The organism is Myxococcus hansupus, assembly GCF_000280925.3.
GTDB classification, from domain to species: Bacteria; Myxococcota; Myxococcia; order Myxococcales; family Myxococcaceae; genus Myxococcus; species Myxococcus hansupus.
Genome location: NZ_CP012109.1, coordinates 2,359,102 through 2,371,486, shown reverse-complemented (window position 1 = coordinate 2,371,486; position 12,385 = coordinate 2,359,102). Strand labels below are relative to the sequence as shown.

Below are 12,385 nucleotides of genomic sequence, written 5' to 3'. Positions count from 1 at the left end.
GGGGGGCTCCTACAAAAGGTGGGTACGGTGACAGACAACGCTGGTGGCGGTGGGTTCCCGCCCATTCGCCGCGCTGGCTACAGCTCGCCCACGGACTGCATCACCTTGTCCTCGAAGTCCTCGCGGATGCGGATGAGGTTCGAGTGCTTCACCTTGTCACGCGCTTCGATGTACTCGCCATCCGGCTTCGTGAGGTCACCCTCGATGGTGTCGTCCTCGAAGTCGATGTTGGTCGTCTTGGAGTAGCGCACATTGCCCTCCCCGGCACCACCCGGGTTGGAGCCCTCGTCCTGGGCCAGGGCCGGCGTCACCGCGAGCGCCGCACACAGCATCAACGCCTTCCGCATCACTGCCTCCCAGACGGGCCTCGCAGGGCCCATCCCACACCGAATCCCCGGATGAGGGGGAAACACAAGGTTCGCATCTTCCCCGAGGCCCCGCCACAGCGAAGGCACCCGGGGCGGCTCAACTTTCACAGCAGGTCGTCTTCTGGCTCACCGGGTTCCGCCGTGCCTGCATTCTTCTGGTTGGACGTCCCGTTCGCGGGTGCCTGCACCGGCGCGGTGCCGCCCGCGGGCGTGGCCTGAGGCGCGGTGGCGTTGCCCGTGGCGGGCGTCGCCGGGGTCTTCCCGGCGGCCGCCTTCTCCGCGGCCTGCATCTGGGCCTGCTGCTGCTTCTGCAGCTCTTCCATCTGCTTGGCCTGCTCCTCGGCGAACTTGGCCTCGCGCTTGGCGTTGACGATGACCTCCACCTCGCGCAACAGGGCGTACACAGGCGCCTCGGCGGGCAGGGCGACCTCGCCGCCGGCCATGGCGATGTACTTGCGGTACAGCTCCGAGGCGCGCTCGGGCGCGTCCTTCACGCGGTGAAGGATGATGGCGCGGTTGAGGTTCACCGCGGCCATCTCCGGGTCGAGCTTCTCCGCCTCGTCGTACTCCTGCATGGCCTTGTCGAACTGGCCCATGCCCTTGTAGGCGATGCCCAGGTCCAGGTGCGCGGCGGCGTTCTTGCCGTCCGCCTGGAGGATGCGCCGCAGGTGCTGCTCGGCCGTGGGGAAGTTCTCCGCCTGCATGGCCAACTGCGCCAGCTCCACGTGCGACGGCACGTAGTCCTCACGCACCTCCAGCGCCTTCTTGAAGGACAGGCGCGCGTCGTCGACGTCGCCCTCCTGCAGCAGGATGAGGCCCACCGCGTGGTGGAGCTCGGGGTCCATGCCGTCCAGCTTCACGCCTCGCAGCGCCACCAGCTTCGCCATGGCGAGCTGCTTGCGCTCCAGGTAGCTGCGAATCATCACCTTCAGCGCGGTGGTGGACTGCGGGTCGCGCATCAGCGCGGCGCGCGACAGGTCCATGGCCTTGGTGTGGTCACCCTGCTGCCGGTAGATTTCCGCCAGCCGCGCGCGCGACTGCGCGTCATCCGGGTAGCGCTGGAGCACCTCCTGGTACAGCGCCACCGCGCCGGCGACGTTGCCCGCGTTCTGCTCCATCACCGCCAGGTTCTCCGACGCCTGACGCAGCGAGGGCTTCTTGGTGAGCGCCGCCTTGTAGTGGTTGCGCGCCTCCGGGAGTTTGCCCTGGCGCTCGGCCAGCACGCCCAGGTTGTAGTCGGCCTCCGCCAGGTTGGCGTCCGCCTCCAGCGCGGACTGGAACTTCCGTTCCAGCGCCGGGTAGTCAATCGCCTTGGCCTTCTTCTGCGTGTCGAACGCCTTCAGCGCGTCCTCGAAGCGGGCCTTGGCCGTGTTGGAGATGGGCGCCGCCGCCGCGGCCTTGCCAGCGTTCGGGTCCGCTGTCTTCGGGCCGGTGGGGCCGGTGGCCGTGGAGGAGGAACAACCGGCGGCGGCCAGGGAGACCGCCGCCAACAAGGGGAACAGGCGCATGGTGCGAATCGTCCGGTTCATTAGAGGAAGTCCTCCGGCTCCTCGTCACTCCCGCCCTGCTTCGCGGGAGTGGTGCCGTTGGCGGGGGCCGCCGGGCGGGCGTCCACCTGGGTCTCGGTCTGCGAGCGAAGCTGCGCGGTGAGGTCCGTCAGGTCCTCCTGCATCGTCGCCGCGCGGGCCTGCTGCGCGTCCGCCGCCTTGGGCGCCGGCGGCGGCACGTCCTGGATGGTGGCCAGCAGGTCGCCGCCCATCAACTGCACGCGGCCCTTCAGCGCCACCTTCTCCTCGGGCATCTCGGGGTAGCGGTCCGGCTGGTACGTGGTGCGCAGCAGCTTCAGGCTCTCCGCGGCGCAGTCGTTGTACACGTCCAGCTCGCGGCTCTTGGCCACCGTGGCGGAGAACGCCTCGGCCGCCTTGTCCTTGAGCGGCTGCGCCTGGTTGGTGAACTCGTCGCGCAGCGCCTGCTGCGACTCCTCGTCCAGGCCGCGAGGCATGGGCGAGTTGATGAGCCGGTCGGCGAAGTGGTCATACGCCAGGCCAATGCGGTGCAGCGCGCAGATGGCGGGCTCGGGCGCGCCCAGCGTCACCGTCTGCACGTACTTCTTCTCCACCACCTGGAGCGCGCGGCTCTTGTCCTGGATGCTCGCCTTGAAGCGGTCCGGCGACGGCGGAGCGCCCCAGTACAGCTTCAGGCGGCGGTACTCGTTCCAGTCCGCATCCACCGACAGGAACTGCGCCTGCGCGGCCGTGGCGAGCGCCGGCTTCTCCAGCGAGCCCTGCACGCGGCGGGGCAGTTGGTCGAAGTGGTCGAAGATGCGCTTCTGCATGCGGACCACGTCGCGCGTCTTGCCCAGCTTCTTGTACAGCTCGACGATGCGGCCCTCGGCGGCCAGGAACCGGCTGGGCGAACGCATGTTGTCGCGCTCGTACTCCTCCAGCATCTTGATGGCCTTGAAGGCCGCGCCGCTCTTGGCCGTCAGGTCGATGATGGACAGCCGGATGTCATCCGCGTCCTTCGCGCGAGGCCACAGCTCCAGGTAGTGCTCGCGGTTGCGCAGCGCCGCCTTCGTCTGGCCCAGGCCCTCGCGGTAGGTGGCGGCGTTGAACAGGGCGATCTGCGCCTTGGACTCGTCCCACTTCTGCACCACCCCCGGCTTGTCGTCCGCGGGCGCCTTGCCCTTCTTCTTGGCGCTGCCCCGCGACTTCGCCGTGCCCTTCTCCCCGAGGCTGCGCTCGTAGCCGCGCACGTAGGCCTCGTAGGTGGTGGCCGCGTCCTCGAAGTCGCCAATGGCTTCCAGCGCCTCGGCGTTGGCGTAGATGGAGTCCGGCACGTGCTTGGAGCGCGGGTACTCGGCGAACAGGCGCTTGCGCACCTCGATGGCCTTATCCAGGCGCTTCGCCTTGTAGTAGTCGACAGACGCGTTGTAGAGCGCCAGGTCGGCGATCTCCGTCTGGGGGAAGTCCTTCACGAAGGCCAGGTACGCCTCGGCGGCCTTCTCGAACTCCTTCTTCTCCTCCAACTGGCTGACGAGCTTGAAGGACGACTGCTCGATGAGCTTGGCCAGGTCGTCGCGGAACTTGCCCACCGCCAGCTTGTCGTTGGCGTAGAAGCGCCGCGCCCACTCGTTCACCTTCGCGTAGTCCTGCAGCAGGTGGTACGAGTCGAGGATGAGGTTGGCGGAGATCTCCGCCGCGCGCTCGCCGTTCTCGAACTTGTATTCGGGGTAGCCGAGCGCGATTTCGCTGAAGCGCAGCACCGCCTCGTCGAAGTGGTTGTGGCGGTAGTAGATGTTGGCCGCCTTGAAGGCGATCTCCACCCGCTTGTCCCCCTTGGGCACGTACTTGAGGTAGCGCTCGCACGCGTCGAGCAGCGCCTTCTTCAGCGTGGGGATGGAGGCCTTCTTCGTGATGTCCGAGCCCACCGACTCGCTCTTGGCCTCGCCGCGCGCCTCGGCGGCCTTGACGACCTCGTCGTAGGAGAGCACCGCGTTGTAGGCGGCGTTCTGCAGCCACTTGCCCGGCTTGCCCGGCTTCGCCTTGCCCTGGTCGTCCTTGGCCTCCAGCACCTTGGCGTCCTGGAGCACGACGAGCGTGTAGTTGGCGGCGGCCTTCTCGAAGTTCTGCAGGTTGTCGTTGAGGAGCTCCGCCCAGAAGAAGCGCAAATCGTACGCCTTGGGGTTCTCCGGGAAGAGCGTGAGGTAGTCGCTGTACACCGCGTCCGCGTAACGGAACGTCTCCTCGTTGCGCGTCTTCTTGCCCTCGTTGTGCCAGGTCACGGCGAGGTTGGACAGCGTGCGCTCGGACAGCTCCTTCGCCTCCGCCAGCAGCTTCTTGTCCTTGTCCTCCTTGATGACGCCAGAGGACTCGACCTCCTTCATGATCTTCACGAGCCGGCGCACCTGGACCACGGTGCGCTCCTTGTTGCCCATGCGGAGGATGCAGTCGACGATGCGGCCCTGGAAGCCGGGCGCCTCGGGCGACAGCGGCTTCTCCTTGATGAGGCCGTTGTAGGTGATGGCCGCCTCGCGGTCCTTGCCATCGCCGTAGTACAGGTTGGCCAACTGCTTCAGCATCGTGAAGCGGTCGTCCGGGTTGGTGGCCACCTTGCCGAACTCGGCCCGGGCCTGCGCCACGTCACCCTGGTGCGCGTACGCTCGCACGTAGTCGGTGCGCGCCTCTCGCAGCAGCGAGCCGCGGCCGCCCTTGCTGGCGCCGCCGTCCTTCTCCAGGGCGTTGGCGCCGGCGAGCTCACCGTAGAGCACCACCGTCTTGAACTTGTCCTTGGCCGACTCGAAGTCGCCCATGTTGTAGTGGCACCAGCCCTGCTTGTAGAGGGCGAAGGCGTACACTTGGCTCTCCGGGAACTCGGCGGCCTTCTTGTAGGCCACCAGCGCCTTCTCCAGCTCCGGGCGCTTCCCCTTGGAGTTGTTGAAGTAGTACTCGCCGAAGGCGAAGTAGGCGTCCGGGATGAACTTGGACTGCGGGTGCTTCTCCACCAGCCGCTTGAAGGCCACCAGCGCCTTGCGGTCCTGGCCGTCCTCCATGAGGTACTGGCCGAGGAAGAAGAGCACCTCGTCGGTGCGCTCGAAGGACGGGTACTCCTGGACGATCTTCGTGTACTGCTCCACCGCGAGCTTGCCGTACTCCTTCTGCCTCGCGACGAACTCCGCCTTCTCCGCCTTGGCCTGCTGCTGGCCCGCCGCGTCGTTGCGGTTCATGGCCTGGATGAGGTCGTCATCCTTCCGGTTCGCCTCGAAGAAGAAGAACTTCGACTCCTCCCAGTAGAACTCGCCGAGCCGGAACAGGAGGCTGGGGGCCTCCTTCGGATCCGGCGACAGGGAGATGATCTTCTTCAGCGACTGGATCTGCTCACGCCGCTTGGAGGCCACCTGCAGCTCCACGCCCAGCCGGAACTGGTCGTACTGGAGCGCGGGGGCGACCTCTTCCTTCTTCTTTTCGCGGGTGATGTCGCCGGCCAGGGACTTGTCCACCGAGGTGGTGGACTTCCGGCCGAGATCGGCATCGCGCGGGGCTTTCTTCTCCTGGGCGGTGGCGGCCGTGGCCAGGAGCACGAGGCAGACGAGAAGCGAACGGCGCATGGTCTTCCTAAGAGAGGGGCACCGGCGTTCCCGGCCGCTTGCCTGGTAGGCAAGTGTCCGGGAATCTTCGGGAATTTCCATTCGGGGACCCTCACTATGCGCGGTTTTCGCGCGACGGGTCAACACTGACTGGCCGCCTGCTTCCCTGGGGAATCGTCGGTTCGAAATCTTCCAGATCCGCTGTGAAAAACGGCGTGCTGGAGTTGCCATGTCGGACCTGCCAGGTATGGGGGAGCGGACGGTCGGTTGTCCGGCCTCCCTGCACTGGAGTACGCGTCGGATCATGAGTCTCCTCCCCGAAAGCGCCAGCTTCGAAGAGCTGGTCCAGGACTACTTCCTCGCCGTGCGTGGCGCGGGGCTGATGCTCTCCGCGCTGGACACCGAGCTTTTGACGACCTGGGCCCGGGAAGGGGTTCCCTTCGAGGTGGTGGCCAAGGGCATCTCCCGCTCCGCGGAGAAGGCCCTCTGGGACGCGCGCCCCGGTGAGCCGGTGCTCCGCTCGCTGCGCGCCTGTCGCCGGCAGGTGGAGTCGGAGATCAAGAAGTACCGAGAGCTGGCGGCGGGCGCGGGCACCGAGGAGGCCTCCTCGCCCCGGCGCAAGCGCACCCGCTCCTGGGAGGAGACGCGGCACGCGCGGCTCTGCACCGCGCTCGAGGACCTGGCGGGGCGGGAGGAGGCACTTGCGCACCGTGTGCGCAGCCTGCGCATCACCCTCCTGACCCATGTCCCGGAGGAACCGGCGGCCATGGATGCCCAGGAAGCCCTGGCCTTCCTGTTGCTGCTGCGCGCCCTGCCCTTTACGGATCGCTGCGCGCTGTGGCGCGAGGCCATGGCCGCGTCCACCGAGCAGCAGGTGATGTCGCCGCGCGCGCGGAAGGTGGCGCGGCGGTTCCGGGTGCTGGCCACGGTGCGGCGGCGGCTCGGCATGAAGGAGATGTAGGCGGGCACTTTCGCCTGCCCGCCCGTTCAGTGGACTGACGGCCGAGGGAGGCTCTGGTATGGCGGTGCGTGAGATGGCTCCAAAGGCGAATGGCGAGGCGTGTGGTGTGTGCGGCGGGCGGACCTATGTCATCGAGCGCCGTGGGGACCAGGCCCAGGCACGCATCTGCGCGTGCTCCGAACATTGCTCGGTGTGCGGCGGACGCGGGCACGTGCTCGTCGAGCGCGAGGGTGAGTTCAGCCAGAAGGTTGGCCCCCGCCGCTACGAGGTGATGGAGCAGTGCACGTGCACGAAGCTGCGCAAGCGCATCTCCCGCTTCGATGCCCTGGGCATCCCCGCCTCGGCCGCGCACGCCACGTTCGACAACTACCGCGCGTCCAAGGAAGAACAGGACCGGGGCCGGAACGTGGCGATGCAGTTCGCCTATCAGTACGTGCAGGGCAATTCGTCCAAGGGTTTCATCCTGAGTGGCCCTGTCGGCACGGGGAAGACGCACCTTTTGGCGGCGACGCTCGCGCACCTCGCGCTGGAGCTGGGCGTGCGCGGCCGCTACGTCGAAATCTCCCTGCTCTACGCCACCATCCGGCGCGGCTTCCAGGAGGGCAAGAGCGGCGGAGAAATCATCGGGCCGCTGTCGGAGGTCGAGGTCCTCGCCATCGACGAGATGGGCAAGGGGCGCGGCAGTCCCTTCGAGATGGAGACGCTCGATGAGCTGATTGCCCGCCGCTACAACGCGGGACGCACCACGCTGTTCGCGACGAACTACTCGCTGGAGCCGGAGAAGCGAGCCGTCCGGAGCGCGGCGCCTTCGGGCTACCGGACCACCGAGGACGCGCGCGGCGCGGTCCGTGAAATGGAACTGCTGCGCGAGCGCGTGGGTGAGCGCATCTACAGCCGGCTGTGCGAGCTGTGCACCTTCATCGAGTTCCCGAAGGACACACCGGATCTGCGCCGGACCCGCCAGGAGATGGAGGCCCCCATGCGCCATCCCTCGGGCCACGGGCGGCCCCTGGGCCGCTGAGCCCCGCGCACGGGTGGCTCGACGGGCAAGGACGGCTTCACGCATCCTTCCGCCCATGACCGACGCCATCATCGTCCTCGTCACCGCCCCCTCCACGGACAAGGCCGCCGAGTTGGCGCGCGCGCTCGTGGAGGAGCAGCTCGCCGCGTGTGGCAACCTCGTCCCCGGCGTGCGCTCAATCTACCGGTGGGAGGGACACGTCCAAGATGAGGCCGAAGTGTTGCTCATCCTCAAGACACGCGCCGCCCTCTTCGAGCCGCTGCGCGCCCGCATCGTCGAGCTTCACCCCTACGACGTCCCGGAGGTGCTGCGCCTGGACGTCGCGGACGGACATGCGCCCTATTTGTCCTGGATTCTGGCCAGCACGCGCGCCCCGGACTGACGGCCACGGCCCCTGCCCCTCCGGGCGACACTCCACACGCTCTCCACTCCCCCAGTAGGACGAGCGGGCGGCCGCGAGGCCCCACCGCCGCGCCGTTCCACAGAGGAGCGGTGGAGCCATGGCGCCCGCGCCGGGCCTGCATCGCGCGGCAGGTCGCCTGCTGCACGAGGGTGCGGGCATGAGCGGGAAGCAGAATAGGACTCAACCGCGGGGACGTTCTCGGCTCGCCCCTTACCTCCCCAGGAGCCGACCCCCATGTCCAGACTGCGCAGCTTGTGCCTCCTCGGACTCATGTCCGTGGGTGGCGTCGCCTGCTCTAGCAGCCCGCAGGAGCCTGCTCCCGCATCCGGCGAGAACCCGTTGCCCAGCTTCCCGGGCTCACGCCAACCCTCGGCCCCCACCGAGCCCGCGCCCACACCCCAGCCGCAGGGCAACGACGACACGAGCGACGGTCCTCCCGTCGCGGAGCAGCCGCCTCCCGTGCCAGTCCCCCGCCCTGACGAGCCGCCCGCGCCCCCCACGTACGCGCGTGAGTGGTACGTCAGCCCGTCCGGCAACGACTCGGCGAATGGCACCCAAGACAAGCCCCTGCGCACCATCTCCAAGGCCCTGACGCTCGTGGGCCCGGGCGAAATCATCCGCGTCCAGAAGGGCACCTACGAGGAGAAGCTCGTCATCGACGCGAGCGCCCAGGCGGGCACCGCGTCCGCGCCCATCACCCTGCGCGGTGAAGGCGCGCCCAAGGTGGTCCCCACCTCCAGCGGCTGGTTCATGGCCCACGTGCAGCGGCCGCACTGGCGCATCGAGGGCTTCGAGTTCGATGTCCGCGGGCAGCGGCAGGTCGCCATGACGTTCTCCGGCAACACCGAGGGCACCGTCGTCGCGGACAACGAGCTGCACCACGGCGCGTTCGGCAGCGGCATCAGCACCGACTACGGCGCCAAGGGCCTCACCTTCGAGAACAACCACATCCACCACTTCGCGCGTGGCAACGTGGACTCGCACGGCATCGTCATTGCCCCCACGTCGTCGGACATCACCATCCGCGGCAACGAAATCCACGACAACTCGGGTGACTCGGTGCAGTGCCTCGGGCCCGAGGGCTTCAGCAACAACGCCCCGGCGCGCGGCGTCGTCATCGAGGACAACGAGATGTACGACAACCGGGAGAACGCCGTGGACCTCAAGACGTGTCACGACGTCGTCGTGCGCGGCAACCGCATGTACGGGTTCACCAAGTCCACCTCGTCACGCGGCGAGGCCGTGGTGGTGCACTACTCCGCGAAGAATGTCGTCATCGAGGAGAACGACATCTTCGATTCCTCCATTGGTATCGCCGTGGGCGGAAACCGCGTGGGCGCGCCGCCCACCAACATCTCCATCCGGCGCAACCGCATCCACGACTTGAAGACGCCCGAAGGCTCCGGCATCCGCATTGAAAATGGCAGCGACGTGCGCGTGCTGCACAACACCGTCGTGGGCACGGACGGCTTCGCGTTCGTGGTGGGCCACGGCACCGGCGGGGCCTCCAGCAACGTGGCGGTGCGCAACAACCTGTTCGCCACGCGCAACGCGGTCAGCATGGGCTTGTCCGCCCCGGGCCTCCGCATGGAGTCCAACCTCTACCTGACGGACGCGGCCTTCAACACGGGCATCTTCGTGTCCACCCAGAGTAACTGGGTCGGCGCCAGACTCGCCGCCTGGCTGACGAACGGCGTCGAGCTGGGCTCGGGTGAAAGCGGCGAGCCCCTGGTGGACCTGGACACGCTGATGCCCGGTGCGAGCGCGGTGGACCGGGGCATGGACCTGGGCCTGCCCTACTGCGGCGCCGCGCCCGACATCGGCGCGGTGGAGTCCGACTGCCCCGACACCGCGACCGCGGCGCTCATGGAGTGATGGTGCGCACCAACGCATTACCGGAGTCCGCCACGTAGAGGCGGCCATCCGGCCCCACCACCAGACCGGCCGGGAGAACGAGCTGCGCGTCCTCTCCCGGCCCGTCCGCGTGGCCGTAGGTTCCACTGCCCGCGAGCGTCGTCACCTTGCGCGCCTGCCCGTTCCCATCCAGGTGGATGCGACGCACGCGGTAGTTGCCCGGGTCCGACACCGCGAGGGAGCCGTCCTTCAGCACCGCGATGCCCAGGTACGGCAGGAACTGTGACGACTCGGGGGCGCCGTCGCGGAAGCCCGGCGTCGTGCCCGCCACCACCGAGGTGACGCCGTCACGGATGCGCACCACCCGCGACATGCCGGACTCGACGACGTAGAGCGTGCCGCCGTCCTCGCTCACCGTCACCCCCGAGGGCCGGTACAGCCAGTCACCCTGCAGCGTCGTCACCGGGTGGCCCTCCGCCACCAGGTCGATGCGGCGAATCACCCCGTTGTTCAGGTCCGCCACCAGCAGCGCGCTGCCGTCCGGAGTCACCGTCAGGCCCGCGGGCTGGTTGAAGGCCGCCTGCTTCGCGGGGCCGTCCTGCAGCCCGGGCGTGCTTCCGGCGAACAGCTCCACCTTCCCTTCCGGGTCGATGCGGCGAATGACGTAGTGGTCCGTGTCGGACACATACACGTTGCCCGCGGCGTCCGTGGCGATGCCCATGGGCCCGTTGAGCCCCGAGGCCAGCGTCGTCACCTCGCCCCCGGCCGCGACCCGCTTCACCGCGTTGCCATAACCGTCCGCCACCACGAGGCCACCCTCGGGGAGCAGCGCCACCGCCGTGGGCGCCCCCAGCGCGTTGCCGGGCACGGAGGCCCCGGCCCGGCTGCGCTGCCCGGGAACACCGGCCACCGTCCGCACCTGCGCCGCGAAGGGCCCCTGGGCGCTGGCGCGGTTCTGCCGCTCGAAGCGCACCAGGGTGTCGGGCACCGCCCGGCCCAGGGCCTTGTAGAGCACGTTGGCCACGATGCGCGCCGCGCGCGGGTCCGCCATGTCCTCGGAGGCCAGCGTGCGCACGAAGTCGATGCCGCCCGAGGAGAACACGTAGGCGCCGCCCTGCTTGCGCAGCACCATGTGACCGAAGCCGAAGGCGCCCTGCAGCGACAGCAGAGGGGACTCGGCCAGCACGTCCACGCCATCCGGGGAGTGGCCGTTGCTCGCGAGCTGGTCCACCTCGTAGCCGTTGGCCATCCACAGCGTGTCACCGGCCTTCAACCCCGAGCCCGCCAGCGCCCAGTGCCCCGGGTTGGTGATGACGGCCGGGAAGCCGAACTGGTGCCAGCGGCTGGAGAACTGCACGCCGAGCAGCGCGTTCTCCGGCCGCCCCACCACGCGCTCGCGGAACTTCACCGTGCGCTGGGGGCCCTGGTACGGGTCATTCGCGTGTCCCTTGTAGCAGGCGATGACACGGCGGGCCCGGCCGTCCTTGGACGGCTCCATCTGCACCTGCCAATAGGCATTGTTCGCGCCGAGGTTGAGCAGCGAGCGGCCCTCCGCCACGGCCCGGTCCGCGTACTCGCGGATGCGGGGGCTCCAGTACTCGTCATGGCCGGACATGAAGAAGGCCTTCGCCCCGGCCAGGAAGTCGTAGCTGGCGTCCAGGTCCTCGTCGGTGAAGTAGCCCACGTCCAGGTCCTGCGACTCCAGCCACTGCACCAGGCTCAGGTCATCCGTCAGCAGGTGTCCGCTGCCGTGGCCCCGGGAGTTGGGCCGGTCATAGGAGACCTTGAAAGCGCGGCTCACGCCGTGCTCGCGCATCACCCGGTCCCGGTCGTCATAGAGACTGGTGCCGCCCCAGGTGTTGTAGGCGGCCCACGTCGCGGTGGGGATGAGCACGGCCACCTCCGCGCGCGGGTTCGCGTCCCGCACGAAGAAGGGCACGTAGCGCTGGTGGTTGTCCTCGCGCACCAGCTTCACCACGTACACGCCGCGGACCCAGTCCTCTCCGACGGGCACCTCCAACGTGGGCGCCCAGGTACAGGCCACGGCACCGGTGGCCCGGTCCGCGGGGCAGTCGCCCTGGCGCACGCCGGGCACCGGGCCGCCTCGCGCCACCTCGCGGGCCCCCGTGCCTGCGTAGTAGCCCATCCGGTACACGTACCAGCGGAAGGAGCGGGCCTCGGACACCGACACCGCGACGCGCAGCGTCTCGCCCTGCGTCAGCGTGGCCTTCAGCGCATAGCCTTCGATTTCACGGCTGTGGGCGTTGCGGGTGATGCGCCACGCCGTCGTGCCGGGGCGGCGGTTCTCCTCGCGCACGGCGCCCGAATCCCGCGGGGGCGGCTCCACCGGGCCGGCGTCGGGCGGCTCGGGATCCCCGGTTCCCGCGTCGGGCGAACCCGCGTCGATGAGGCCCGGGTGCGGCTCACCGTCGCCGCCGTCGTAGCCGTCATTCAGGGGCGGCGTGTCATGCCGGTCTCCCGGAATCACCGGGCGGACGGCGGCCTCGTCACAGCCACTGCCCAGCATCACGAGGGCGAGCCCGCACACCCACCCTGCCCAACGGCTTGCCTTCGCCATCCCGTTCCTCCCAGCCACACATCCAGGACCGGACGGTAGGCACGAACCCCAGGGAGGGAAGCGGGGTACCCTCCCCGTGCGGGGGGATTGGGATGGCGGGGCGCTGGAATGCCC

General features: G+C 68.8%; 8 protein-coding genes. 4 read left to right on the top strand and 4 right to left on the bottom strand.

All coding sequences use genetic code 11. The features are described from left to right. Positions 1 to 77: 77 nt before the first annotated feature. The 3 genes from cglF to A176_RS09740 form a co-directional block, all read right to left on the bottom strand. On the bottom strand, positions 78 to 347 hold the full coding sequence (cglF, locus tag A176_RS09750) for an adventurous gliding motility protein CglF (RefSeq protein WP_002640401.1): 270 nt from the start codon (positions 345 to 347) through the stop codon (positions 78 to 80). A 125-nt stretch (positions 348 to 472) separates the two neighbouring features. Then, entirely contained in the window at positions 473 to 1,897 is a 1,425-nt protein-coding gene (gltE, locus tag A176_RS09745) for an adventurous gliding motility TPR repeat lipoprotein GltE (protein ID WP_002640402.1), read from the bottom strand. Beyond that, a complete protein-coding gene (locus A176_RS09740; protein WP_002640403.1) occupies positions 1,897 to 5,475 on the bottom strand; it encodes a tetratricopeptide repeat protein in 3,579 nt (1,192 codons plus the stop codon). The genes gltE and A176_RS09740 overlap by 1 nt, the downstream gene beginning before the upstream one ends. 283 nt (positions 5,476 to 5,758) lie before the next feature. On the opposite strand from A176_RS09740, the gene A176_RS09735 reads away from it, so the two are divergent. From A176_RS09735 to A176_RS09720, 4 genes are all read left to right on the top strand, one after another. Further along, positions 5,759 to 6,415 (top strand): hypothetical protein, encoded by a 657-nt coding sequence (locus A176_RS09735; RefSeq protein WP_002640404.1) that lies wholly within the window; start codon positions 5,759 to 5,761, stop codon positions 6,413 to 6,415. Positions 6,416 to 6,473: 58 nt separating this feature from the next. Continuing rightward, positions 6,474 to 7,436: an ATP-binding protein gene (locus tag A176_RS09730; protein ID WP_002640405.1), complete on the top strand. Its 963-nt coding sequence runs from the start codon at positions 6,474 to 6,476 to the stop codon at positions 7,434 to 7,436. Positions 7,437 to 7,491: 55 nt separating this feature from the next. Further along, positions 7,492 to 7,818, top strand: coding sequence for a divalent-cation tolerance protein CutA (gene cutA, locus A176_RS09725; protein ID WP_002640406.1), 327 nt, complete (start codon positions 7,492 to 7,494; stop codon positions 7,816 to 7,818). Between the two features lie 255 nt (positions 7,819 to 8,073). Then, complete coding sequence (locus tag A176_RS09720) at positions 8,074 to 9,714, top strand: right-handed parallel beta-helix repeat-containing protein (RefSeq protein ID WP_002640407.1); 1,641 nt, start codon at positions 8,074 to 8,076, stop codon at positions 9,712 to 9,714. Here A176_RS09720 and A176_RS09715 read toward each other — a convergent pair. Continuing rightward, the gene (locus tag A176_RS09715; protein ID WP_002640408.1) at positions 9,704 to 12,271 is read right to left on the bottom strand and encodes a N,N-dimethylformamidase beta subunit family domain-containing protein; all 2,568 of its coding nucleotides are present in this window, start codon (positions 12,269 to 12,271) and stop codon (positions 9,704 to 9,706) included. The genes A176_RS09720 and A176_RS09715 overlap by 11 nt on opposite strands. Between the last annotated feature and the right edge of the window lie 114 nt (positions 12,272 to 12,385).

Bases quoted from the DNA above. Each gene is read 5' to 3' on its own strand.
- cglF (WP_002640401.1), bottom strand. From the start codon at position 347: ATGCGGAAGGCGTTGATGCTGTGTGCGGCGCTCGCGGTGACGCCGGCC.
- gltE (WP_002640402.1), bottom strand. From the start codon at position 1,897: ATGAACCGGACGATTCGCACCATGCGCCTGTTCCCCTTGTTGGCGGCG.
- A176_RS09740 (WP_002640403.1), bottom strand. From the start codon at position 5,475: ATGCGCCGTTCGCTTCTCGTCTGCCTCGTGCTCCTGGCCACGGCCGCC.
- A176_RS09735 (WP_002640404.1), top strand. From the start codon at position 5,759: ATGAGTCTCCTCCCCGAAAGCGCCAGCTTCGAAGAGCTGGTCCAGGAC.
- A176_RS09730 (WP_002640405.1), top strand. From the start codon at position 6,474: ATGGCGGTGCGTGAGATGGCTCCAAAGGCGAATGGCGAGGCGTGTGGT.
- cutA (WP_002640406.1), top strand. From the start codon at position 7,492: ATGACCGACGCCATCATCGTCCTCGTCACCGCCCCCTCCACGGACAAG.
- A176_RS09720 (WP_002640407.1), top strand. From the start codon at position 8,074: ATGTCCAGACTGCGCAGCTTGTGCCTCCTCGGACTCATGTCCGTGGGT.
- A176_RS09715 (WP_002640408.1), bottom strand. From the start codon at position 12,271: ATGGCGAAGGCAAGCCGTTGGGCAGGGTGGGTGTGCGGGCTCGCCCTC.